The sequence below is a fragment of the Reichenbachiella faecimaris genome (assembly GCF_900176375.1).
In the GTDB taxonomy this organism is placed as follows: domain Bacteria; phylum Bacteroidota; class Bacteroidia; order Cytophagales; family Cyclobacteriaceae; genus Reichenbachiella; species Reichenbachiella faecimaris.
Map to the genome: position 1 here is coordinate 33,649 of NZ_FWYF01000004.1, position 25,289 is coordinate 58,937.

Here is a 25,289-nt window from a genome sequence, read left to right on the forward strand (position 1 = left end):
GATGTGATTCTATCAGGGCTTTTGCTTTTCTAGTTATTCTCTTAATTAAATAGTTGCTGCCTTTCTGAACAGCTCGATAAATTCTTGCTGACTAAAGCTACCTAAGTCACCTTCACCATGTCTTCGGGCACTGACCTTCCCATCTTCTTGCTCCTTCTCTCCTACGATCAGCATGAATGGAATCTTTTTAGTCTCTGCATCTCTGATCTTTCTTCCTATTTTTTCATCACGATGATCAATAAACCCTCTGATATCATTCTCTTCCATTAGTGAGAATACTTCCTGAGCATAATCAGCATATTTTTCAGAAATCGGTAAGACTGCAATTTGATCAGGAGTCAACCATAGTGGGTAGTTTCCACCACAGTGCTCTGTTAATACTGCCACAAATCTTTCTAATGAACCAAATGGTGCTCTATGAAGCATTACAGGACGGTGACGTGCATTATCAGCACCTATATACTCCAATTCAAACCTTTCTGGTAAATTGTAATCCACCTGAATCGTACCCAACTGCCAACTTCTGCGTAAGGCATCCTTTACCATAAAGTCTAACTTAGGGCCATAAAAGGCAGCTTCTCCATATTCAGTCACAGTATTGAGTCCTTTTTCTTCAGCTGCTTCTACTATGGCTCGCTCTGCTTTCTCCCAATTTTCATCACTGCCAATATATTTGGCTTTGTTCTCTGGATCTCTAAGTGAGATCTGTGCCGTATAGTCCTCAAAACCCAAAGCTTTAAATGTGTAGAGCACCAAGTCTATCACTTTGGTGAATTCCTCTTTGACCTGATCAGGTGTGCAGAAGATATGAGCATCATCCTGAGTAAATCCTCTCACTCTAGTCAAACCATGTAATTCTCCACTTTGCTCATATCTATACACGGTACCAAACTCAGCAAAGCGAATGGGTAAGTCTTTATATGAGTGAGGTTTCGACTTATAAATTTCGCAGTGATGAGGGCAGTTCATTGGCTTTAGAAAAAATTCTTCCCCCTCGTGTGGCGTGGCAATTGGCTGGAACGAATCTTCTCCATACTTTTCATAGTGGCCAGAAGTCACATATAATTCTTTGTTTCCGATATGTGGCGTGATCACAGGGCTATAACCTGCTTTGATCTGGGCTTTACGCATGAACTGCTCCAAACGCTCACGGAGCATAGTTCCCTTTGGCAGCCAAAGTGGCAGACCTTGACCTACCTTTTCAGAAAAAGTAAATAGCTCAAGCTCCTTACCCAATTTTCTATGATCTCGCTTTTTAGCTTCTTCGAGCAATTCTAAATGCTCTTTGAGTTCTTTTTGCTTTGGAAATGATACCGCATACAGCCTGGTCAACTGTTTGTTCTTTTCATCACCTCTCCAATAGGCTCCAGCCACATTCAGCACCTTTACTGCCTTAATAAATCCTGTATTGGGGATGTGAGGGCCTCGGCATAAGTCAGTGAAGTTACCTTGTTCGTAAAAAGTAATGGTGCCATCTTCTAAGCCTTCAAGCAAATCCAATTTATACTCATCTCCTTTTTCCTTGAAATACGCAACTGCGTCTGCCTTAGAAATATCTTTTCTGACGTACTCGTTTTTCTCACGAGCCAATTCCAACATTTTATTTTCTAAAACATCAAGGTTTTCAGAATCAAAAGTATGATCACCAAAATCAATGTCATAGTAGAAACCACCTTCAATGGCAGGGCCAATTCCCAACTTAATTCCAGGATACAACGCTTCAAGTGCCTCTGCCATTAAATGTGCTGATGAGTGCCAGAATGTGGACTTCCCCCCTTCATTTTGCCAGGTAAGCAAACTAACCGTGGCATCGTCATTTATGGGACGATTAGCATCCCAAATTTCACCATCCACTTCAGCTGCCAGCACGTTTCTGGCCAGTCCTTCACTAATGCTCAGCGCGACATCCATGCCAGTCGCTCCTTTATGCATTGATTTTACGCTACCATCAGGAAGAGTAATGTTAATTTTAATGTCACTCATCAATTAATTCGTTTCTTTTCTTGGGGACGCAAAATCAAAAGTTGGTATAGCTTCTCTTCGCTCCCTTAATTTGCGCAAATATGCGATTTTTCCATTGACTTTCCTTATTCCTTCCCGGGCTTCTTCATTCAATGAATCAATTGCCAGCATTTGATTATAGTACATCAATGAACTGGTGAAATATCCTTTATGGTCAAAAGAAAATGCCTTAGCCTCCAATGCTCGCATGTTAAGACTGTCCTTGTCCAAGACTTGCATGGCATAAAAAATTGTGGAATCATACTCACTTTGCTTTTCAAAATAATCGATCAAAGCTATGCCTGCTTCAACCTGCCCTGAATCAAGCATCTTCTTCAATAAGCGATTGGCCTCTTGAAACTTGAGCTCCTTTCTAAGCACCTCTACTTTCAACTCATTCATTTCACTGACATTATATCCATTAGCAATAAGCAAATCCGCAAAGTGATGTGCATTTTCGTGTTGTTTTGTGCTTGCATATAAATAAGCAAGATCAGCAGCAATATCTTGTCTACTCGAATCATTTCTGAAGGCCTGCTCCTTATACTGGAGTGCAGAAGTGGAATCCCCGAGTTTCATGTACACTTCCCCTTTTGTCAAATAAATATCTGGATCGTTTCCATTAATCATTACTGCCTTATTTATATAATCCACAGCCAAGCCATATTGCCCCAGATCAGCATATATTCTCGCTCTTTTCTTATAGAACTCTGTACTACTCGCTCCATTATTTTCTGCTTCAGTATTGTATTTAAGAGCTTCCTCTAGGCTCCCTCTAGTAAGATAAAAGTCTGAGATTAATTCTAGAACCTCTGCGTTTTCACCTGACAATTCAAGGCTCTTTAATATTTCGTTCTCAGCGGCATTTGCCCAATGCGCCTTTTCATGAATTTTTAAATATTGTATCAACTCATCTGTACTAAATTCATTTAACTGATCACTAGAAATCAGGGTAGACTCTTCAGGTGTTTCAGCATAAGAATCCCAATCGCTAACTAGCGTCTTGCCAAACCTTTTTTCGCAGCTTTGAAAGCCTAAGGAAAGCGCCAAAAAAGCAATACATAAACCATTTCGTTTGCAAACTTTCATAAGCACCTTCAAATATTGGTTTAGTTCAATTATTTTCATTTAATCAAAGTTCTATTTTTCAATGCATCAGATATCAGATAAACACATCAGGTAATGACTGTAAAAAAAAATACTTTTTCATTGGCAATACTTATTTTCCAAATTAAAAATTTTAAGTTAGGTAATACTCCTACGAACGATCACCAAATCTCTTAAAAAAACGATAATTGAAAATCAAAATTTGGTTATCTCGACAAAACTTGGTAAAATTCAAGATTGATTTTTAATCAATTAATGGGTTGGATAGTTATGAGAAAGGAATTGAAACTCAATTCAAAAATTGTTGCTCACAAAAATGTAAGTGCATTTTATCTTGGGTGAGCAAATAGCAGTTATTTTCTTTGAATAATCCAATTTATGTTTGTAAATTATTGAATTACTGAATGATCAGGTATCTTTACTTTTGGAAACTTGATAGTAGCTCGGTGTTTTAACGAGATGCTGACTTATTTCTGAGAGACAATTTGAAAGAATGGATTTATTAAAGAGATATAAAAACATATACGACACTAACATTATTCTGATGTATAAAGGTGAGGTCACTTTTGATCTAGTCACCTCTATCATAGAGACATTAGATGGGAGGATTACTGAAATGGAATCTGACCGAATAATTAAGAAGAAGTTTTATGGTGCCGCCACTGAGTGTATTCAAAATCTCTATCATCATATGGATGAGGTCGCTGATGAAACCAATCAAATTGATACCTACGATTCCAAATCGGGGTTATTGTTAGTGACTGCCAGAAAAAAGTTCTATAATATTATGACTGGCAACTTTATCCCAAACTCGAAAATCAACACCATCAAATCCAAACTGGATAACATTAATGCGTTGGATAAAGATGGGTTAAAAAAACTATATAAGGAGATACTATATAACGGTGAATTTTCTGACAAGGGAACTGCTGGGCTCGGCTTTGTCGAAATTGCGAGAAAAACAGGGCAAAAGTTGTCTTATGAATTTCACCAGGTAAACGATGAGTATTCATACTTTACTTTTCAAATAAGGGTATCCAGAGAAGTAGAAAAAAAACTAGCTGAGGCTTCCTAAGTCTTAATCAAATGAACAATTTTAATTCACATATTAAACATTCATTACATACGTCAGACTTGGGACTGGGATTTAGTGAGGGAGAATGTAGTAACGTTAAACTGAAATGAAAGAACTTTATCACGAAGAACAAAAGATACTTTCGGAGTATGTAGGAAAAGTTAAAAAGAAGGATGTGAACCTTGAGGACGCAGTGGGTATAGCTATGCATTACAAAGACCTACTCGACCAAAGCAAGGTGATCACCCGTATCAGTGACCGACTTCAAAAAAAATTAGACCATGCCAACCAAAAAATTAAATCTCAAAATGTTGAGATTCAAAAGAAAAATGGAGAATTAGAAATTACCATTGATCAGTTAGATAAAATGACAATGGGTAAAAAGGCGACCAGAATTCTTTTTGGTGTGTTTGTGTTTTTATTTATTTCTGAGCAAATATTCCTTGAGCCAATTATTGACGATTGGGCCAATGGTAGTAATTATGTAGGCATAGGAGTAATGCTGATCATAGCTCTTTCTCTAAAATTCTTTGAATCAAAATTAGAGCATTACTTTACTAAGCAACGCAAAAACAAAATATTAGGCTCCAGTCATTCAGGAGCAGCATTGCAAAAAAGTACTGAGGAAAAAAGCCAGTTTTCTTTTCTGAAAAGTAAAGGAGCAGCTTAAATTAATTAAACAAAAGCACACTTGCTATGAAAAAGGATAACCTGATACGATCGTATATATTGACCTTGATACTTGCGATACTTGGCTTGTTTATTGGTCAATTTATTGTTCAAAATGCCATTAGGGTAAATCGCGATGATGCAGTGATGGTAAATCTGGCCCAAAGAATGGCCACGCTCAGTGAAGAAATTTCCAAGAATATTGCTCAAATCAATCTCGAAAAGATAAAAAATAGCGAAACCAACTTCAATGTAGTAAAAAGGCGTTTGAAGCCTGCAGTGGATGAGTTTAATGAAATACACAGAGCTTTAACAAGAGGAGATGCCAAGTACGGACTGAATGGAACGGAAAACTCAGAAGAAGCCAATAAAATGCTTGCCGATATGGAGCTGTCCTTTCGGGAAATTAGAGATGTAGGAAACGAAGTTTTAGGTGTGAGTTTTACTGATCCAGTGGATGACAAAAATCTCATTTTGTCTAGAGCAGTTGATAACGTAGATGACCAAAGAAGATTTGCAGAAGATGCCAGTAAACTAGCTGCACTTTATCAAACAGAATCAAAAACTAACAAAAGTGGTTTTTCTCAATTTGAGTACGTAATTACGGCAGCTATCATAGCCATCCTGTTGATTCAGGCATCCTTTATCTTTCGACCTGCAGTAAACTTGGCGTACAAAAACTTCCTGACAGCGAATGAAGCATTCGTCAAGCTACAAAGATCCGAGGAAGAATTAAGAAGCAGTGCTGAAAAGCAACTAGAAGTAAATGAGAAGCTCATACTCTCCCAGCGTGCTCTGGAGCAACGCAATAAAAAATTAAAACTTTCTGAGCAGGAAATCCTTAAGAGTTCAAGAAAACAAATTGAGGTAAACGAAAAACTGATCCGAGTACAGGAAGAATTAAGAAAAGCCTATGACAGAGTAAAATACTCTGAGGAACGAATGAGAAATATTGCTGAAGAGCAGTTGGAAGCTACTGAAAGACTGATGATTGCTGAAAACAAACTAAAGTCAGCGTTGACAGTTGAACAAGACAGTAAGCAAGAACTGACTCAAACACTAGAAAACCTCAAAAGTACGCAATCACAATTGGTACAATCTGAAAAAATGGCATCACTTGGTCAGTTGACTGCTGGTATTGCCCATGAGATCAATAACCCAATCAACTTTGTATACAATGGCATTGACACCTTAAAAGTATCGTTAGACGATTTAATCACTATAGTAGAAAAGTACGACGATATTGAAAAAAGTGGCGACTATGAGGCTACCATGGCTGAAATTAGGGAAATGAAAGATGAGTATGCTTACGAAGATTTGCTGAGCGATCTTAAAGAACTAGTTTCGGATATCAAAAAAGGTGCGGTAAGAACCATTGAAATTGTGAAGGGATTAAGAGTCTTCTCTAGACTAGATGAGGAAGAAATGAAGCCGGCCAACGTGAACGACGCATTGGATGCGACACTTGTCCTTCTTCGTAACAAAACGAAAAACAAAATCAATATCAAGAAATTTTATGATGATTCCATTCAGGACATCAACTGCTTCCCAGGTCAGTTGAATCAGGTATTCATGAATATTCTTAACAATGGCATTCAGGCAATCCCTGACGACAGAAAAGATGGTGAAGTACAGCTTTACACAGAGAATCAGGATCAGCATGTTATGATCAAGATAAAGGATAATGGTGCTGGTATGTCAGAACAGGTGAAACGAAGAATTTTCGAACCATTTTTCACCACCAAACCAGTTGGCATTGGCACTGGTCTTGGAATGTCCATTACCTTTGGTATCGTAGAAAAGCATGGCGGAAACATCTATTGCAATAGTGAAGAAGGTAAAGGAACTGAGTTCTCTATCTTAATCCCTAAACACATGGATAAGTCCTCAGAGGAAGAAAAGGTTTCCGAATCTCAAAAAGCATAATTTTAGAAGTAAGATAACACATGGAAGAAGTTCAAACTCCAGTTGAAGATACAGCCGCAAAGAGCAAAAAGAAGTACACCATTCTTTATGTAGATGACGAGGAAAGTAATCTCAGAATCTTTAGAATGGCCTTTAAAAGAGAGTACAATGTACTCACAGCTCCTGGAGGCAATGAAGCTATAGAGATGCTTCGCGAACACGACATACAGTGCCTGATTACTGATCAGAAAATGCCAGAAATGACAGGCACAGAATTACTTGAAAAAGTACTTCCTGAGTTTCCTGATGTCATCCGAATGATATTAACTGGATTTGCCGACATTGAGGCTATTGTAAAAGCAGTAAACAAATGTGGCATTTACAAGTACATCACTAAACCTTGGGACAAAGGTGAGATGAAACTCACAATTGACAAGGCACTTGAAGCTTATGAGCTGAAAAGTGATAAAATGAAATTGATTCGCCAATTGGAAAAGGCCAACAGCGGCCTGGAAGAAAAGGTTGAACTCAGGACTAAGGAATTGGCAGAAGTAAATAAGCGACTGATGGACAGCATTAAATATGCTATGACCATTCAAAATGCCATGCTCATGTCTCCTGAAACTATTAAAGAAGCCTTCACAGATTTCTTTATTTTATTCAAACCACTAGATGTAGTAAGTGGAGACTTCTACTGGTTTGCCGACTTCGAATCCGAAGATGTGAACTATAAATTTATTGCTTCAGTCGATTGTACTGGACATGGTGTAGCAGGTGCTTTGATGAGTATGATTGGAGAATCACTGCTAAATCAAATCGTCTATGAGCATGAAATCACTGATGCTGGCGAAATTCTTGACAATCTCAACATTGGCATCCAGGACATTCTGAACCAGTCGGAAAACAATAACCATCATGGAATGGATGCAAGTATTATGATTATTGACGAGGACAATTCAGAACTGTACTTTGCAGGTGCTCAGCAGAATCTTCTCTATTCAGATAAAGAAAAAATAAAAACTGTAAAAGGTGATAGAATATCTTTAGGTGGTTATTTAGACCAAGAAAGAAATTATACCACACATAAATTACCTTACGTCAAAGGAGAAACATCATTCTATATGTTCTCAGATGGATTTCAAGATCAGTTTGGTGGTCCTGACAACAAGAAATTTACTGTTGCCAGACTGACAGAAAGTATTGAAACAGGTCTAGATAAACCTATGGACAAACAAAGAGATCTGCTAGAAAAGGTATTAACTGAGTGGAAAGGTGAAGAAAAACAGACTGATGACATTATGGTCATGGGAATTAAGATATAATTTGACAATATTTGCAAAATAAAAGCGGCTCCGTATGAAGATTAAGGTTTTGACATTGAAGAATTGGTGCAATAAGAGCATAACGCCTTTAGCATGGCAAAGAATCATTATAAAAATTCTCCCAGAAATGAGAGACAGAGGGTTCGAGCTGAATGCCCTAGAGGATCCTGCACCAGACCTTACATTCGGAGAAGAAGAATTTCAATTGTTTACTAATTCTTTGGATACCGTTTATAAAATTACATTTCCCAAAGAGGTATTAGAGAAAATTTCATAATTTCAACTTGACTGTGAGATTGACTCACACAAAATATTTTAAGCTTCAATTTTTGAAGCTTTTTTTATGCACCTTAAATCCCCACTATTCCATTGAAGAATAAAATAACTACTCTATCATTTTTGATAGGTTTAATGATTACCATCTCGACAACCAGCTGTATCACTCCCAAGAATCCTTCAACAGGAACCATGGTCAAACCGAAGAAAAGAATATTTGCATATAACCCCAAAAGAGATAAGTACAAAAAAAGAGTGAAGAATGTGAAATATCGGCTGAGATGATATTATTTATCTACAAAATTTCTTTGCTGTCAATTTCTAATAGTAGTCTATCTGAGCTATTCAGTCTTGCAATAATTGCCTCTGTTTTTGGTAATTCATACTCAAAATAATAGCGCATTGTGTGTAGTTTACTGTTGTAGAATTCATCTCCCCTATTTTCGTTGACAGCTATCTGACAAGGTATCGCCTGCAGCAGCCACTGCCAACCAATTGCTACTACCCCAAAGAGTTCTAAATACAGGGTTGCATCCATTAGGAAAACTTCCTTCTTCTCCTTCATGGCTATAGTAGACAACTTCATGGTGATGTTTTGAAGCCTAAATAGCGCGTCATTAAGCTTTTCGCCATATTTAGAGAGTTCTATTACTTCGAGCTTCACTTTTTTTATCGTCTTGGAAACCTCTTCCGTAAATGCCCTGAAAGCAATACCACCACCCATGATTATTTTTCTACCCAAAAGATCTATTCCATGAATGCCTGTGGTTCCTTCGTGAATAGTGTGAATTCTCATTTCTCTGAAATATTGCTCTATTGGAAAGTCTTTGCAATAACCTGCACCACCTAAAATCTGAATCGCAGCTGATGTGGACAGAATACCCATTTCGCTAGGATAACTTTTTGCAACTGGCGTCAACAAATCCAGCGTAAGCCTATAAATCTCCTTGATTTCTTCCTTCCCAGCTTTTGCCATATCTGCATAGTGAGCACATTGCAACAATAGTGAAAGTGAACCTTCAACTACAGATTTCTGAAAGAACAACATTCTTCGAACATCAGCATGTTCAATAATATTGATCTGAGGAGCATTTGGATCCTTCTCATCTGGCCTTCTTCCCTGGGGTCGCTCTTTGGCATAATTAAGCGATCCATAATACGCAGCAGAACCAATGGATGCTGCACTTAGTCCAACCCCAATCCTAGCCTCATTCATCATTTGAAACATATAGGATAGTCCCTCATTTGGCTTACCAATCAGATAACCAAAACAACGTTTCTTCTCTCCAAAACTCAAGTGTACGATTGGTGCAGCCTTGTAACCCATTTTATGGTACATGCCTGTGGTTGTCACATCGTTCATGACTACTTGATCGTCTTCAGTAAAACGTTTCTGTGGCACCACAAAAAGAGACAATCCTTTTGTTCCTTCTGGAGAGCCCTTTATCCTGGCCAACATCAGGTGTACTACATTACCAACAGCGTCATGATCTCCAGCAGAAATAAATATCTTTTGGCCTTGAATACTATATACAGTACCATGATCATCAAGCGGCTCAGCCGTTGTCCTTACATCGGACAAAGAACTCCCTGCATCTGGTTCGGTCATCGCCATGGTACCTTGCCATGATCCATTGTATAGCTTAGGCACATAGGTGCTCTTCAATTGCTCTGATCCATGTTCTTCTATTAATCTAGCTGCACCAGCAGTTAAAAAAGGGTAAACACTAGCAGAGTAATTGGCTGCACCAAAAATAAATTGCGCACATGAAGAAACAATAATTGGAAGTTGTTGCCCGCCCACCTCTTCACTAGCATTTGCAGAAATCCATCCACCTTCTCCAAACTTTTTAAGTAGTTTCCGGATTTGTGGATGCACCTTTACTTTTCCTTCTTCAAATTTCGGATCATTTCTATCCATCTCTTCATTGAAGGGTCTCATTTCCGTGTCAGCCAACTGTCCAGCAGTGTCTAGCATCAACTTGACACCGTCAAGATCATGTTTCTTGTAGATATCGAGTTTTAAAAGAGATTCAAGATCAAACACCTCTTTGAGCAAAAAATCAAGGTTACGACGAGAGTAATATTCTGACATGGTATTCTTAGGTAATTATTATTCTTTACAATTCAGATTGAAGATAATTGAATGGTCGTTTATATTCAAATTAATAACGAAACTTCGCATACAAATTAGCTAAAGCATCTGATTCATAACCTCTTAGATAAGGTCAAAAATCAGCCTCATACCTTCGATAAAAATTGGCTTAAAAATATTTTGAAATATTCTCAACTAGATGTTGGATAATAGATTTATTGCCTCTACTTTTGCATCGCATTTGAGGGAAACAAAGCCCGAAATTGTAATCAGGAGCGGTAGTTCAGCTGGTTAGAATGCCTGCCTGTCACGCAGGAGGTCGCGGGTTCGAATCCCGTCCGTTCCGCTGATTATCAAGCACTTACATTAAATTGTAAGTGCTTTTTTTTATGCCCTTACAATTATGGAATAGTATTTGTTACTTCGTGGTAAATTCGTAACTACATTAAAATTTATATTATGAAATTTTCATATCAGAGGCTCCTTACAGTTATTGTTATTATGATAGCAATAGTGAATATATCTCAAGCACAACCTAAAAGAAATTCAATACTATTTTTCTCTATTGACAATTGGGTTGAAGTGTATGTAGAAGGAGAAATGGTTTTCAAGAAGGCCTCAGATGCTGGAAATTTAAAGCAACCAGTCGAGTTCGATTTGAACCCGTTTATTCAAGGAATTGAAGAGCCTCTGGTTGAGATCAAGCTTATAAATGCTAAATGTACTACTTGCGACACTTCTAATGGCTGGATAATTGAGTTTGAGGTTTTTCAAGATGGCGAATCTGTCGACTACATGCTGGAAAAAGGTGACAGCATGGGTGGAGACACTGTATTCACAATGATCTATGAATGGGGTTACATATAACAGTGAGGGATCGTGCGATTACCACGAAAAGCTAACACCATTCGGCTAAAATTGAGGTCTTATATATTCAAGAATATAATTATCGTAATTTTTTCTGTTTTATGTTTGCACCAAAATTAATGAAATCAATATAGCATGGCAGAAGCAATTGTTGCTTATTACAAAAGCAGAAATATAGGGGATGAAGTACAAACTATAGCTGCGAAAAAATTACTCAACAAGGAAAACATTCTAATACTCGATCGTGAAAACCTTGATTCACACGACTCCGAAGAAGACATAAAACTTCTTTGTAATGGATGGTTCATGCATGAACCCAACAATTGGCCACCTAAAGACAACATTAATCCGTATTTCATCTCTTTTCATATTGCAAAGTTCAAAGAGGTAAGAAAAGCAATGCTGGCAGATGCTGTCATTCCTTATTACAAAAAATTTGAGCCTATAGGCTGTAGAGACTACAATACCATGAGGCTTTTTCAGGCGGCGGGAGTTGATGCCTATTACTCTGGTTGCCTCACTTTAACCTTGCCAAAATATGAAGGTGAGAGAAACAACAATATCATAATTAGTGACTTATTTTATGACAACATCCTGAAGGAAGGATATGCTAATAAAGTCATTCATAAACTAGTGCCTAAAAAATATCATGAGCGGCTACAGTTTGTGACTCATACCAGAGAAAACACTGACTTGTCCATTGAAGAGAAAATGCAGGAGGCACAGCAATTGTTAGACACTTATGCTAAAGCTGAGTTAGTCATTACTTCTCGAATTCATTGTGCATTGCCATGTTTAGCCATGGGAACACCTGTACTGTTCTTTGATTTTGGCTATGCCAATAAAATTGACAAATATAGATTTGAAGGTATTATTGATTTCTTCAATACCGTGAGGCCAAATTTACCTTTTCATGAAAACAGAAAGATTGATAAATTTTTTAAATTCTTTGGTCTTCACCGTTTATTCTTCCCGTTCATAAAGCCATTAAATATAGACTGGGAGAATCCTCCAAAAAACAAAGACAATCATATTCCGATTGCAGAAGAGATTAGGAAGAAGGTAACGCAAGCCTTTTCTTAAAACAGGATTTCCTAATTGAAGATCAGACCAAGAATTAAAGCAATTGTAGCCATTCCTAAAATGGCTACAATTATTTTCAACCAAAGGTGGAATAGATAATTATCAGCTGTAGTCCAAGCAGTAAGAGTATTCCAGAATTTGGATTTTTTATATTGATTAATTTCTTCATCAGAAAATTTTTCTTCTGGGAAAAAACCTAATTTCCTGGTGACTTTATAGAGACCATAAAAATTCTTCCCAGCAGCATGAAGTATAGCTGGATTACTACCCGTATTGGTGTTTTTTATTCTACCATTGTCATCCAGCACATAGTCGCGATCCTCCATACCAGTTCTCCCTGCCATACAACTGAAAATTCGCTGTTCGATATCATGGCCAATGGCAGTCTTATTCTTTGTAATGTATTTCAGAAGCAATGACTGATCATCCCCTCCTACCACCTTGCTCAGTATTTCCCTGGCATACCCAGCTCGCCCGATCCATCCCCCAGCATTGATATAGCGATAAGGTTTTTTGCCTTTTGGATACTTGAGAAAGTAGCCAATTTTCCCAAAGAATGAGGACATACAGTTAAAATTTTGTTCGGTACCAAAAACCATAGGGTGGTTGAATTTCAAAAATTCTTCCTCGATATAACTCGTATCGTTCAAAAGCACGCTATCATAACCATCTGTGTAGAGCACAATCTCGTTATCATCCAAACCTTCCAAGTATTCAAGCAGCCAATCCGTTTTAATATAATGATCTATATATTCACGTCCTATCCCAATCAACTCTACCTCTATATTAAATTTCCTAGCAGAAATTAACAATCTTTCCAAATCATCGTTGTGATGGGTGGCGACAGTAACTATTTTCATATAAAAAATGAGCTTTAAAGCTTTCTCAAAAAAACTATTCAAAGCTAAGTCAGTAGAAAATAATAATTAGTAATTTGGCCTTTTTTATATCGCATTTGTGCCTTTAATCAGATTACTTTGCACCACACTTGATACGATGATGAACAAAAAACATTTCCTAACTTTTGCTGTAAATTTCAAGAACGAAAATCCTTACTTAAAGGACTGGTTGGAGTACCATATAAAGGTTGGTGTAAATCACTTTTACCTTTATGATCAAGATGGCAGTGAAGAAGCAAAGGACATTTTAAAACCTTATGAAGAAAAAGGTTTCGTTACCCGTCATCCTTGGACAAAATGGGATGGTACAAAATATGATGGAGCCACTAAATGGTATCAGAGAAATAAGAATCACATGGGGTTTGCTCATGCAGCTAAAAACTACAGAAAGGAGTTCCAGTGGTTAATGAAAATTGATGTAGATGAATTTCTTTTCCCAATGAATGGGGAAGACAATTTACTTGATTGGCTCAAAACCGTAGATACAAAAAAAATCAAAGGAATAAAAGTACCAAGAATCAATTTTGGCAATAATGGGTTTGACACTAAACCAGAAAAATCAGTTTTAGAAGCATACACAAAAAGAGAGGAAACTTATTCTGATCACAAAGATTTGGGCAATGGTGATTTTCTTTCAAGCAACAGATTTGCCTATAGTGCACATTGGTGGAACTATAAATGGTACAAATCCGGCCGTATGATAAAAGAAGAAGATGAGATAGGCTGGAGGATCAATCATTACTATACGAAATCTCTGGAAGAATACATGTCAAGACAAAATGTCTCTGGAGGTAGACCTGTTGGAAGAGCTGGCTTTGATGAAAAAAATTCAAGATGCAATGACATTGTGGATGAGAGCATGCTAGATCTACTGAAGAAAATTAGCTGGTAGTCCAAAGTTAATAATCAAACCCAGCTAAAAATCATTCAAAGGATGCACCAAGTATTGAAATTTCATCACTTTAATTATAGTCCATTTCACCAATAATGTCATTCTTGGGAGTCTCGGCACTTAGCTATACCTTTACAATTTTACAAGCCTTAAGAGCAAGCAATCATCGATTTCCACCCTACAAAAAAAAACGTGAAAGTAATAATAATTGGAGCTGGTCCTGCAGGATTAAGTTGTGCACATGAATTATCAAAAAGTGGTGTGGAAACAGAACTGTTTGAAGCAACCGAATTTGTAGGAGGTATGTCCAGAAGTTTTGATCTTTGGGGGCAACGTGTCGATTTAGGCCCTCACAGGTTTTTCTCCAAAGAAAAAAGAATTAATCATTTTTTCGCTGAAGTGTTAGAAGGTGAATATACGACTGTAAATAGACTGACAAGAATCTACTATAAGAATAGATTTTTTCAATACCCCTTAAAATTCAGCAATGTCCTTCTCAACCTAAACCCTTTCACTATCATCAGAATTCTTTGGGATTATCTGATCCAACGAATCAATCCAATAAAGAATCCAACCACATTTGAAGCATGGGTGACTAATAGGTTCGGCAATAAACTTTATGAAATATTTTTTAAAAGTTATTCTGAAAAACTCTGGGGTATACCGTGTTCTAAAATTGATGCAGATTGGGCTGCACAAAGAATTAAGACATTGTCTTTGATTGGAGCCGTTTGGTCAGCCATAAAAGGCAACGCTGGCAACAAACACAAAACCCTGGTTGATGAATTCTCCTACCCCAAACATGGGACAGGCTTGCTTTATGAAAAATGCGCTCAACAGATTCAAAATAATGGTGGCACCATCCACCTCAATGCACCAGTGAAAAGAGTGTTGATTAATGAGTCCAACAGAACCCAAGGAATTGAATTAGCTGATGGCACACGGGTTGATGCAGATTTTGTCATTTCAACGATGCCATTGACTACTTTAATAAAGGGAATAGAAAATGTGCCTACTGAAATTAAAAATGCCGCCAGTCAACTTTATTTTAGAAATACAATTTTGGTGTATTTAGAAGTAGACGGGATTGATCTATTCAAGGACAACTGGATTTATGTACACTCACCTGATGTCAAGCATGGGCGAATAACCAATTTCAGAAACTGGTGCCCTACCCTATATGGAAACAAAAAAACATCAATCTTATGTTTAGAGTTTTGGGCATTTGAGGAAGATGACGTTTGGAGTATGCCAGATGAAAACTTGGCAAAGGTTGCAATAAGTGAATTAGAAAAATTAAAACTGGTACCCTCTTCTATGGGTATTCTAAATTCAAAGGTCATTAAAATACCAAAATGCTACCCTGTCTATGAAACTGGCTATCAAAAACCGCTAAAAATGCTTGAGAACTATGCTGACTGTATTGATCAATTAATTCCGATTGGCAGATATGGGTCATTCAAATATAACAATCAAGATCACTCTATTTTGATGGGATTATTGGCTGCAGAAAATATACTTGGCAACAATTCTACCAACCTTTGGGAAATCAACACAGACACAGAGTATCAGGAAGAGGGAGAAATCAAAGATATTTTAAATCAGTAAATTAAAAACTGTAGAATATTATGCAACGCCCAAATTTCCTTCTATAAAAACTCACACTAGCAAAAACGAAACGAGCACTTTATATTTTAGCAAAAAAAAATTTGGAATGGCATTTGCATATCGAGTCATTCAAATATTGAACCTCAGCAATGAATAATTTTATACAAAAATCCTTATATATCGCAATTTTTTTCTTCGGAATAAATACTGCTTCTCAAGCTCAAGCTCAAACAGATCTTAAGAATTCTATTTTATTTTTGGCTATAGATGATTGGGCAGAGGTATATATAAATGGTGAAATGGTTTTCAACAAAATGGCATCTAGCGGGCACTTAGCTAGCGAAGTGGAATTTGACTTAAATCCATTTATTAAAGGAAAGCAAGATCCAATTGTCGAAATTAGGCTGATCAATGCCGTTTGTGCAACCTGCGAAGCGGGCAATGGCTGGATTATAGAGTTTGAAGTATTCCAAAATGGAGAATCTGTTGACTACATCATTGAAGAAGGCGATAGCATGGGAGGTGACACCGTTTTCACTATCAGCTATGAATGGGGATATATTTAATAATTCCAGGGAACAAATAGTTAATAGACTCCCTGAAGGACTAAAACTATCCTGCTACTAACATATTAAAAATGAAAAAATCTACATTACTGATTGTTAGCTCCTTACTTTTTCTGAGTCTAATCAATTCTGCACTTGCTCAAGTCTTGTATCCTGGGGATTACACAGAAAATTATTACCGAACCCTACAACTAAAAAACCCAGAGCTGCTGCCAAAGCCTATAATGATTCGGCCTTCCATTATTGAACCATATTCTTCTGATAGAAGCTTGAACTGGAATCTTTGGGAGGGAAATTTCAAAACCAAATTTAAGGAAGACAGCAATAACAATTTTTATATCCTCAATCCTAGAATTTCATACGTCTACAACCACAAATATCCTCGCGGATATAACAATGGTGCCGTTTGGAGCGGCAGAGGTTCCAATACCTCATTAACTGCAGGATTTGGTGGTAATATTGGCATTTTACACTACACATTTGCTCCTATAGTTTGGTATGCTCAAAACCGAGAATATAACATTCCTTCATCTCAGTATAATAAGAACCCTTACTCCTATCCAGCAGAAGGTAAAATTGACTGGGTCATGCGATACGGAGATGACTCATATAGTGACTTCGACTGGGGGCAATCTGAAATAAGAATTATTTACAAAAACGTTACTTTAGGTTTTTCGACTGCCAATTTCTCATGGGGCCCCTCTAGATACAACCCCATCATCATGAGCAAAAATGCAGCTGGTTTTCCACATATAGATCTAGGCACTGCCAGGCCTGCCAAAACTAAAATTGGGCTCATGGAATTCAAGTGGTACTGGGGAGCGATGTACGAATCTGATTATTTCGATGACAATTCAGAAAATGACAGGAAATACATCACAGGTTTCACTTTAGGCTACCAACCAAGTTTTGTAAAAGGATTGTCCTTAGGAGTCAATCGCATCATGTACACACGTTGGGCAGATGGTGATTTGGTTACTGAAGACTTCTTCAATGCTTTCGTTAGAAACACCCATAAAGGGTTTATGAAAAATGACGAATATGATCAAATGTTTTCATTGGTAATGGAATATGCATTCCCAAATGTAGGCCTGAATTTATATGTGGAATGGGCCAGAAATGATTTTTTTGGTAGCATTATGGATTTGGCCGAACATCCTGACAGAACGAGAGCAATAACCATTGGCTTGACTAAAACTTTCGATCTGGACAATGGGAACCTATTAGAAATAAATTATGAAAAAACTACGCTGAGTAGCAACCAAATACAAATTTCATCTCCAGGGATTAGTGCAACATACTATGTTCACGGTGTGGTAGATAATGGTTACACTAACAACGGACAAATCGTTGGTGCTGGAATTGGACCTGGCTCTAATTCTGATATTTTTTGGGTAAATCTTTACAATCCCAATGGGAAAATGGGATTCACATTTCAAAGGATAAGATTTAATGATGACTATTTGGTAAACGCTTATGCAGGCGTACAAGATGAACCAACAGATTATGAGATCACTATAGGCACAGATTATCTAAGAATGTTTAATAATTTCAGTATCAATCCAGAGTTTTTATTGATCTATAGAAACAACTTGCTTTTCGAAGATAATGAGCAGAACAATTTTGTATTCAATCTATCTGTTTCCTATTTCCTCAATCGCTAATCCCAGATTCTACTTCACTCTTATGTATAACTCTGGATATTGGGTAGTCTGAATATAATTATTTCTAATTACATCATTCTCAAGATTCTCTACGAAAGTATCAGAGATTACTTTAGGCTGATATTTTCTAATTGCATCATAAATATTATATGTGTAAGGTCGTAGACTCTGGTAAGTACCCAATCCACCTCGCCCAGGTTCAGTGCTAAACCAAAAATAATCAATATCCTTTCTATAAAGATTAAAATAAATATCCCCATCATAAACATAATCAGAAGGGTCTGTCTGATTTAAAACCCATTCTATCTTTTCTAATTGTGGCTGATTAGGATATACAATTACAGTTCTTATTAGATACAGCATTGGAACTATTGCGGACAGAGAGACAACAATTAACAAATGTTTGCGCCTAAGTACTTCAATCATGGCATAAGCCGCCGTGATGCATAATATTGGTACAAAAGGCATGAAATATTGCCTGTATGGTGCTTTAACCGCGAAAACAGTCAGGAATAAAAAAACACCCAAAAGTGAAATATCTGACAGGCCTCTTTTTAAACAAAAACCAATTCCTACGGCACCAAATATCCATATAAAATGATTGTAATAAAATGAATCAACTATCGTATTAAAAGGTGAAAAACAACCTTCAAAATGCATATTAATTATCCAGTTGTAGAGTAAATATGTTTCGAATTGATCCGTGTAGAATAAATAGAAATAATATGGGCTAATGGTAAATCCGAAAATCAACCAATACTGGATTAATTGATAAAAATTCAAGCGCCTATGATATAGCCAAAACAATTGAACAAGTCCTATTGCCGCAACAATAAAAACTGCTTTTTGTAGGAATAGATAAGACAAGGCAAGGCACATTGCACTTAAGAAATATTTGAAAAGAGTGCTATGTTTTTTGAATTGTAATAAAAAGAGTATTCCCAACAGTCCAAAGAGCACTTGTGGCACATCAGGTCTAATCTCAATAGCCTTTTGACTAAACATAGCCATGAAGAGCAAAAATGCAATACTGAGCCAGGCTACTTTTTTATTATTGAAAACAACTATGGCTAGCTGGTACACACACAAAACTATCCCCATATACATGGCTAACATCAGTAACCTTAGTACTATCAGTGTAGTAATAGAATCTCCTAGAAGATAAATAACAGGGGCTATCAAATAATAAAAGAATGGATGGTGATGCTGGAAAAAATCCAAATAGATGGATTCCCCATTTATCATTTTCCAGGAGGTGTGAACAGCCTCAAATTCGTCATGGTCAAATTCCCTAGCAACAGAGAGGTATGCCACCACCAGAAGCATGGTGGCAAATAGCGTTTTATAATACTGAATGCTATTATAGCCTTGTTCCATACTGAAGGGTATAATGTATTATCTATTCCACTTTTCCTTAAAGTATCTCAAGGCAATTGAGTTGTTTCTGTCTTCATCCAACTCTTTGCCGTGGTTGTTTATAGAAGCCAGACTATTACTTTTGAAAAAGTCCAATTTCCAGAAGGGGGTATAACAAAACCTGTTGGATGGAAATACATATTTTGATACCTGAGCATGGGCACTTATCCATACATCATCCACAAATTTTAGTGCAACTGGTTCATCTGGATAATTGGTTAATTCCTGTAAACAAAAAAAACGTGGTTTGATCAAAAAACCTGAATAACCCTGTACAATATCGATTTCGTAGAAGTCATTCACTCTGGTGGTGGGCACGGGTGCAGGAGCTTGTAATTTCACATTAGTCCAAAATGTTGTATCTCTATCCACCAAATCCTCTGGTACTCTCCACCCACTTGACGCCACAATCCAGTCCGGTTTCTCATCAGATGCTTTATCAAAATCACCCAACATGACCCTAGGGTACATATTATCATCATCTACTACCAGTATTTTTTGATCAGGGGAAAGAGTCTCCACTGCTGGAATAAATTTAGTGCTTGGACCCCAATCTTTTTTCGTCCGAATAATTTCTAGGCATTTTAAACCTTCAATTTCTTTAGGAATATCATAACCCACCTGCTCACGCATTGAAAGTTGAGGAACATAAAGATGGATTTTTTTGGGTGCTCTTTTTTGAGAAAGCAAACTTTTGAGTGTAGGAATGATCTCCGATATTCTACTCGGAATGGTAGACAAAGATATTATGACGTCCGATTTATTCTGGTTTGCTTCGCAATAATCATCCCAAAATTGTAATGAACGGCTGGTTGTCGAATAATAATGCCAGATATCCAATAAGAAATTCTTCCCAGATAAGTAATTAAAGGTATTCAACCACAGAGCCAAGAAAAACACCGCTCCAAAAGTTAAAACCAGTGTACTAAAGGTAGTGAACCATAAAATGGAGAGAAAGATTATTCCTATTATCGTTATGTGTGTGATTTTCATGAAATAATCCTATGCGCAAGGATATCTATTTTTCTGCGAAGATTGAAATAAAAAATGGATAACCCATTCAGGTTGTATGGAAAGTTTGGATTTAGTTTGTTCCTAACGCTCAGAAAGTCAATTGGGTATCTAGAACTGATATTTACTTCATCTTTTGTGAGATAAATATTTTTTGACTCTTTGTACTTGTATAGCAGAATAGTCAGCAATGACTGGTCATCTCTGTGATTTTCACGGTTGGCTCCCTCTGGTTTTATGCATTCCTTAATCAAAGAATATCGCTCCCATTCAGAAACCAATTCTCTTACATCAGAATTGTGATGGCCAAAACCACACATACACCCACAAATGTTGCGATTAAGATAAAATGATTCCGGCACCTTCATATAATCCAGGGTGTCTTGAACTGTCCATTCTTTGAGTGTGCCCGACCCGCCTATTGGTGCGTAAATACCATAAGTTTCGATTTGGTTCCACACATAGTTCAGGGGTTGATTCAGAATCGTTGCACTATCTAGCCACAGAAGGCTCCCTTTTCTTTCCTCAAAGATTGTTTTTACTATTATTGGTTTAAATGAATATGTTTTATGCCTAAGCTGAACAAATTCTGGATAGGCTGAAAAATCAAATGTGCTAACAGACACGTTAGGCACCTTTAGAATTAGTTGATCAAGAAGTTGTTTTTGACTATCAGTCAATCCCAAATCAAAAAGAATCAATTCGCTATTTTCATATTCTCTTTGTCTCTTGAAGGAATATAAAAATTGACAAAAAGTACGAAAATAAGTTGAATCTGCCGCAGTAAGTATTGTATTGTTTTTAGCCATCCTTACACCAACTGACCCTCCATAAGTTTAATCACACGATCGCCTTTATCAAAATATTGTTCGTCGTGAGAAATCACTATTATCGTCTTGCCAGCTTTTTTCAAATCTTGAAGGATGATTTCATAAAATATCTTCTTGAAATGAGGATCTTGATTGGCTGCCCACTCATCAAACAAATAAATCTCTGTGTCTTTCAATATGGCATTGATTAGACCCAAACGTTTTTTCTGTCCTTCTGAAAGTCGCGTGGTAGAAAATTTTCCATTCTCAATTTTAACTTTTTTAGTCATCTCAAGAGTCTTTAGCAATTGCTCACTTCTCTTGATCACAGATTCATCATCTATTAAAGTGACATTGTCAAACAGATATGAATCTACAAATGTGGCTGAAAATTTATTTCTGTAATCCTCTCTATTAGAATCATCTACTTTTTGATCCTTATAATAAAGAGCACCCTCTTTAGGAGGGTAAAGACCAATAATCATTTTGGCTAAGGTAGTTTTTCCACTTCCATTTCCACCTAATAGGAAAATAAGCTCACCTTTTTTTATGGTGGTGTTTATTGGCCCTAATTCAAAATGCTCGTCTTCATCTGGATTATAATACTCGTGCCTGGCATTTTTCAACTCTATGATAGAATCATACGATTCTGGCTCAAGCAAATCTACTGGTTCAACCAGCTGAGTGGCCTCTTCAAGATCTATGCCCGTACTGCTGATTTGCTCTAGCGCTACTTCTATCCGCTTTAAGTTACTAAACCACCCTGCGACTGTAGAAAGTGGGGCTATTATAAACAGAACTAGCGTTAGAAATTCCCCAAAGACTGAAGGCTCTACAAAACCGCTCGCATAGATATACACTACCAAACTTGCCATTCCAAATAGCAAGACCATATCGCTCGACTTTGAAGCAATCGCAACAACAACACTCTCCTTTACTAAATATTGATTTTGTTTTTTACTGGTTTTCTCTATGACTTCGCTCAAATAAAAATTCTTAAATTTTTTATTGATTGTCAACTCTTTAATCCCATAAGTTAGGCCTTCAAACATTTTGAAAATATCATTCCACAATACCCTTGACTTTTCTTGATAACGTCGTATGAATTTTAAAGAAAGCTTGGTAAGAACAAACACCGAGGCAAACAACACCAGTACGGCTAAGCTCAACGTTGGATGCTCATAGGCTATGTAGCCTAAAACCCCTAATACAGTAGCCAGTCCAGTAGTAACACTTGGCATTCTGTCTATTCCATGATAAATAGACTTGATGTCTTCTGTAAGAATAGGAAAAATCTTGCCTTGATTAAATTCAATCTCCTGAAAACTTGCTTGTAATATTTTGGTGGATAGAGAAACTCTAAGTTTGTGAATGATTCCCTGAGAAAGTTTGGAAACTACAAATGAAGAAACAACAGCCAGAACACCATAGCCAAGCCAAAGTAGGAAAAACTGAACTTTAAATGTTTCCGCATCAAAATCAGTTTGATTGATAGACTCAACCACCATTTTGATCAAAAATGAAGAGCATATACCTGTAAGCGCACTAGCCACTACAGCTACTAAAAAAAGTAATTTAGATGACTGGATTAGGAGTTTTAGTATTTTCATATTAGAGACTTGAGTGCCAACCTACTTCTCAAAGGAAGACTTGTCAGGGTAATAATTCTTTAAAAATTCTTGGACCAATTCAACCACTTTTTGATTAGGGTTGTCTTTTTGGTCATCGTTTAGACAATAAAAATTAGGGCGCACCCTAACCATACGATCAAAAGCTTTTTGTTGTCTGGAAAAATTATTGGTGATCTTATGAAAGATTTGCCACTTTTTTAACTCAAACACATTGACAGGTCGGCAGGTTTGACGTTGATACTTGAGCATATAGTACTTATACAGCTTATAAGCCATGAAATCGTCATCTTGTCTAAATCTATGCAAGCGCTTCTCGTGTGTCCTTTCAGGCCATAGCTTGTACATCGCATTCCAGTGTTCTTTCTTAACCAGTAATGGGCAGTGCTCCACCAACCCTAAGCCTACGATATCATTTTTAGCCTCATAAATTCTCCAGCTTGGGTTCTCCCCAAAAAGTGTCCCAAAAACATTGATCTTCCCTTCTTTAGAAATAAATGCCTCCAATGGGGTTTCTTTTCCGAATAGAAAATCATCATTCATATAAAGAAAGTGCTCTGACAATTCAGGAATCTTATCCAAATAACTCTCAATTACACTAGAACTATATGTTGGCAAATACGCTTCATCAAAAATGTCTTCATGATGAACGACCTTTATTCTGGGGTGATCAGTATTTAGCCAATCTGGTACTTGAGGCTTTTGAGTAAGGATATATATATTGCCCGACCAGGGTACAAATTGCTCAATCGAGCGCAAACTGTACTTAATCATATCGTACACATCCCTAAACCTTTCAGGGTTGACGTCATCTAGATTTTCAGCAAATTTTTGACATTTTTTGATGTAAACTGGATCATCTCCATTCACCCAAGTGTAAACAATATCAATTGTCTGATTCGAATTGCTCAAATTTTGTTTGATTTGCACGATTAAAATTGAGCGCAAAACTATGAATCTTTCATCCATCATACAAAAACTTCAACGCTTTATCAATGTGTTCTTTACTGCGCTACCTGGGAACTACACAAATAAGAAGCTTGAGATCCTGGAAAGGCTTTTTGAGGTCACTAATGACTATATGAAAAAGACAGGAGCAATGTACTGGATAGACTTTGGGACGCTGCTTGGATACCATAGAGAAGAAGGGATTCTTCCACATGACATTGATGTGGATTTTGGTGCGCATGAAGAAGAATTTGATAAAATCTGGAGCAAACGCGATAGTTTGCCCAAGGGCTTCAAGCTTTATGATACTTCTTTTAGGCATCGTGGCCACAAACTTTACTTTAACTACAAGGGGTTTGATGCAGACGTTTATTTTTATGAAGACAAAGAAGGTACTTTGACCTCCTATGAAAACAGTCACTACCCTAGCGAACGCACTCCATACCCAAAGGAACTTGCCATGCCAGTTAAACCAGCTCAATTTTTAGGACAAGATACTTTCGTACCAGCAGAGCCAAAAAAATATCTGGAACACATATACAATTACCTAGGTAGCAATGGTCGCAGAGATAGCACAACTGGTTATTGGTATGAAAAAGAGGATTAACTGCTGAGCTTAGGAAGCACTAAAGTAAGTGCTCTCTTAAGATGATCTTCATCGTCGATCTCGCACCACACCAAATCAGATTGTTTTTCAACGAAAATATCCTCCTGAGGAGAAAGTACGTTGAAACCATATTCATACTTCATCTTTTTGATCGTAGGCAAGGCAATCATCTTCTTATAGAAGTCTTGACTAAGTTTACAGATACCTACTAATTCAGCGTAAGCATTGATTTTGTCGTTGCCATCTTGTGAAAGGTAACGAAAATCTCCACTTTCAAAGGCATGCAGATAAACCTCATCCCCAGAGTCAGTAAAACCGCTTCCAAGAATTACATTAGATTCTTCAGAATTAAGAATGGTTTCCAAAGCAGAATTATCATAAAGCAAATCAGATTCTAACAACAAGAAGTCATCGCTCACATGTGGAGCAGCACATACCAAAGTGTACATACTTTCTGTGGTTGAGTATTCATCGTTATAGAAAATAGTAAGTCCATACTGCTCTTGAATATCTTCATACGCAGTCCCCTTATGTCCTACCCCAACAACAATTTTTTCTATACCATTGGCTTTGAGCAAACGAATAGATCGTTCGATTAGCGTTTCACCCCCTACTTCCAAAAAACCTTTAGGCATTTCCTTTGTTCTATCACCTAAGCGGGTACCTCTACCTGCTGCTAAAATGACTGCTGTTTTGATATTCTGGTTGCTCATACCTTCTTTTCTATTTCACAATTGATGAAGTGGCGAAGATAGATAAAAATTGCTTTGGGGGTAAAGGCAATTTTATGAGTCATAATAAATGATTGCAAAATATATCTTTTAGTTTTGCACCCCGACCC

Annotated in this window: 22 protein-coding genes and 1 tRNA gene; 13 read left to right on the plus strand and 10 right to left on the minus strand. The window is 37.1% G+C overall.

Going from position 1 to position 25,289, the window contains the following annotated elements; genetic code table 11:
* Window positions 1-45: 45 nt before the first annotated feature.
* Window positions 46-1,983, minus strand: a complete 1,938-nt coding sequence (gene thrS / locus B9A58_RS16870) for a threonine--tRNA ligase (protein WP_084374071.1) — start codon at window positions 1,981-1,983, stop codon at window positions 46-48.
* A 3-nt stretch (window positions 1,984-1,986) separates the two neighbouring features.
* Entirely contained in the window at window positions 1,987-3,129 is a 1,143-nt protein-coding gene (locus tag B9A58_RS16875) for a tetratricopeptide repeat protein (protein ID WP_084374072.1), read from the minus strand.
* Between the two features lie 472 nt (window positions 3,130-3,601).
* Between B9A58_RS16875 and B9A58_RS16880 the strand changes: the two genes are divergently transcribed.
* The 5 genes from B9A58_RS16880 (at window position 3,602) to B9A58_RS20425 (ending at window position 8,356) form a co-directional block, all read left to right on the plus strand.
* A complete protein-coding gene (locus B9A58_RS16880) occupies window positions 3,602-4,183 on the plus strand; it encodes a SiaB family protein kinase (RefSeq protein ID WP_084374073.1) in 582 nt (193 codons plus the stop codon).
* A gap of 106 nt (window positions 4,184-4,289) precedes the next feature.
* Window positions 4,290-4,853, plus strand: coding sequence for a hypothetical protein (locus tag B9A58_RS16885; protein ID WP_084374074.1), 564 nt, complete (start codon window positions 4,290-4,292; stop codon window positions 4,851-4,853).
* Window positions 4,854-4,879: 26 nt separating this feature from the next.
* Window positions 4,880-6,778 carry a sensor histidine kinase gene (locus tag B9A58_RS20750; RefSeq protein WP_084374075.1) on the plus strand — a complete coding sequence of 633 codons (1,899 nt, stop codon included), beginning with the start codon at window positions 4,880-4,882 and terminating at the stop codon, window positions 6,776-6,778.
* A 20-nt stretch (window positions 6,779-6,798) separates the two neighbouring features.
* Window positions 6,799-8,079 carry a response regulator gene (locus B9A58_RS16895; protein WP_084374076.1) on the plus strand — a complete coding sequence of 427 codons (1,281 nt, stop codon included), beginning with the start codon at window positions 6,799-6,801 and terminating at the stop codon, window positions 8,077-8,079.
* Window positions 8,080-8,113: 34 nt separating this feature from the next.
* Window positions 8,114-8,356 carry a hypothetical protein gene (locus B9A58_RS20425; RefSeq protein WP_084374077.1) on the plus strand — a complete coding sequence of 81 codons (243 nt, stop codon included), beginning with the start codon at window positions 8,114-8,116 and terminating at the stop codon, window positions 8,354-8,356.
* 294 nt (window positions 8,357-8,650) lie between these two features.
* On the opposite strand, the gene B9A58_RS16905 is transcribed toward B9A58_RS20425, so the two are convergent.
* Window positions 8,651-10,450, minus strand: a complete 1,800-nt coding sequence (locus tag B9A58_RS16905) for an acyl-CoA dehydrogenase (RefSeq protein WP_084374078.1) — start codon at window positions 10,448-10,450, stop codon at window positions 8,651-8,653.
* 272 nt (window positions 10,451-10,722) lie between these two features.
* Here B9A58_RS16905 and B9A58_RS16910 point away from each other — a divergent pair.
* From B9A58_RS16910 to B9A58_RS16920, 3 genes are all read left to right on the plus strand, one after another.
* Window positions 10,723-10,796 (plus strand) — tRNA-Asp (locus B9A58_RS16910).
* Window positions 10,797-10,909: 113 nt separating this feature from the next.
* Window positions 10,910-11,317 carry a hypothetical protein gene (locus B9A58_RS16915; RefSeq protein ID WP_139793955.1) on the plus strand — a complete coding sequence of 136 codons (408 nt, stop codon included), beginning with the start codon at window positions 10,910-10,912 and terminating at the stop codon, window positions 11,315-11,317.
* 135 nt (window positions 11,318-11,452) lie between these two features.
* On the plus strand, window positions 11,453-12,400 hold the full coding sequence (locus B9A58_RS16920; protein WP_084374080.1) for a polysaccharide pyruvyl transferase family protein: 948 nt from the start codon (window positions 11,453-11,455) through the stop codon (window positions 12,398-12,400).
* A gap of 11 nt (window positions 12,401-12,411) precedes the next feature.
* On the opposite strand, the gene B9A58_RS16925 is transcribed toward B9A58_RS16920, so the two are convergent.
* Window positions 12,412-13,260 (minus strand): glycosyltransferase domain-containing protein, encoded by an 849-nt coding sequence (locus tag B9A58_RS16925; RefSeq protein WP_084374081.1) that lies wholly within the window; start codon window positions 13,258-13,260, stop codon window positions 12,412-12,414.
* 136 nt (window positions 13,261-13,396) lie between these two features.
* Between B9A58_RS16925 and B9A58_RS16930 the strand changes: the two genes are divergently transcribed.
* The 4 genes from B9A58_RS16930 to B9A58_RS16945 all read left to right on the plus strand — a co-directional run bounded on the left by B9A58_RS16930 (window position 13,397) and on the right by B9A58_RS16945 (window position 18,029).
* Complete coding sequence (locus tag B9A58_RS16930; RefSeq protein ID WP_084374082.1) at window positions 13,397-14,191, plus strand: glycosyltransferase family 92 protein; 795 nt, start codon at window positions 13,397-13,399, stop codon at window positions 14,189-14,191.
* Window positions 14,192-14,383: 192 nt separating this feature from the next.
* On the plus strand, window positions 14,384-15,799 hold the full coding sequence (locus B9A58_RS16935) for an FAD-dependent oxidoreductase (RefSeq protein WP_176214825.1): 1,416 nt from the start codon (window positions 14,384-14,386) through the stop codon (window positions 15,797-15,799).
* 149 nt (window positions 15,800-15,948) lie between these two features.
* Window positions 15,949-16,365, plus strand: a complete 417-nt coding sequence (locus B9A58_RS16940; RefSeq protein WP_084374084.1) for a hypothetical protein — start codon at window positions 15,949-15,951, stop codon at window positions 16,363-16,365.
* 71 nt (window positions 16,366-16,436) lie between these two features.
* Window positions 16,437-18,029 (plus strand): capsule assembly Wzi family protein, encoded by a 1,593-nt coding sequence (locus B9A58_RS16945; protein WP_084374085.1) that lies wholly within the window; start codon window positions 16,437-16,439, stop codon window positions 18,027-18,029.
* A gap of 9 nt (window positions 18,030-18,038) precedes the next feature.
* Here the strand turns inward: B9A58_RS16945 and B9A58_RS16950 are convergent, their stop codons facing one another.
* The 5 genes from B9A58_RS16950 to B9A58_RS16970 are packed head-to-tail and all read right to left on the minus strand — an operon-like array spanning window position 18,039 to window position 23,805.
* Window positions 18,039-19,406, minus strand: a complete 1,368-nt coding sequence (locus tag B9A58_RS16950; protein WP_084374086.1) for an ArnT family glycosyltransferase — start codon at window positions 19,404-19,406, stop codon at window positions 18,039-18,041.
* 18 nt (window positions 19,407-19,424) lie between these two features.
* Window positions 19,425-20,438, minus strand: coding sequence for a hypothetical protein (locus tag B9A58_RS20545; RefSeq protein WP_084374087.1), 1,014 nt, complete (start codon window positions 20,436-20,438; stop codon window positions 19,425-19,427).
* Entirely contained in the window at window positions 20,435-21,265 is an 831-nt protein-coding gene (locus B9A58_RS16960) for a DUF1647 domain-containing protein (protein ID WP_084374088.1), read from the minus strand. Before B9A58_RS16960 ends, B9A58_RS20545 begins: the two co-directional genes overlap by 4 nt.
* Window positions 21,266-21,267: 2 nt before the next feature.
* Window positions 21,268-22,875 (minus strand): cyclic peptide export ABC transporter, encoded by a 1,608-nt coding sequence (locus B9A58_RS16965; protein WP_084374089.1) that lies wholly within the window; start codon window positions 22,873-22,875, stop codon window positions 21,268-21,270.
* Between the two features lie 21 nt (window positions 22,876-22,896).
* Window positions 22,897-23,805 carry a Stealth CR1 domain-containing protein gene (locus tag B9A58_RS16970; RefSeq protein WP_176214826.1) on the minus strand — a complete coding sequence of 303 codons (909 nt, stop codon included), beginning with the start codon at window positions 23,803-23,805 and terminating at the stop codon, window positions 22,897-22,899.
* Between the two features lie 40 nt (window positions 23,806-23,845).
* Here B9A58_RS16970 and B9A58_RS16975 point away from each other — a divergent pair, with 40 nt between their 5' ends.
* Window positions 23,846-24,448, plus strand: coding sequence for a hypothetical protein (locus B9A58_RS16975; RefSeq protein ID WP_084374091.1), 603 nt, complete (start codon window positions 23,846-23,848; stop codon window positions 24,446-24,448).
* Here B9A58_RS16975 and B9A58_RS16980 read toward each other — a convergent pair.
* Window positions 24,445-25,161, minus strand: a complete 717-nt coding sequence (locus B9A58_RS16980) for a phosphocholine cytidylyltransferase family protein (RefSeq protein WP_084374092.1) — start codon at window positions 25,159-25,161, stop codon at window positions 24,445-24,447. The genes B9A58_RS16975 and B9A58_RS16980 overlap by 4 nt on opposite strands.
* Window positions 25,162-25,289 lie beyond the last annotated feature (128 nt).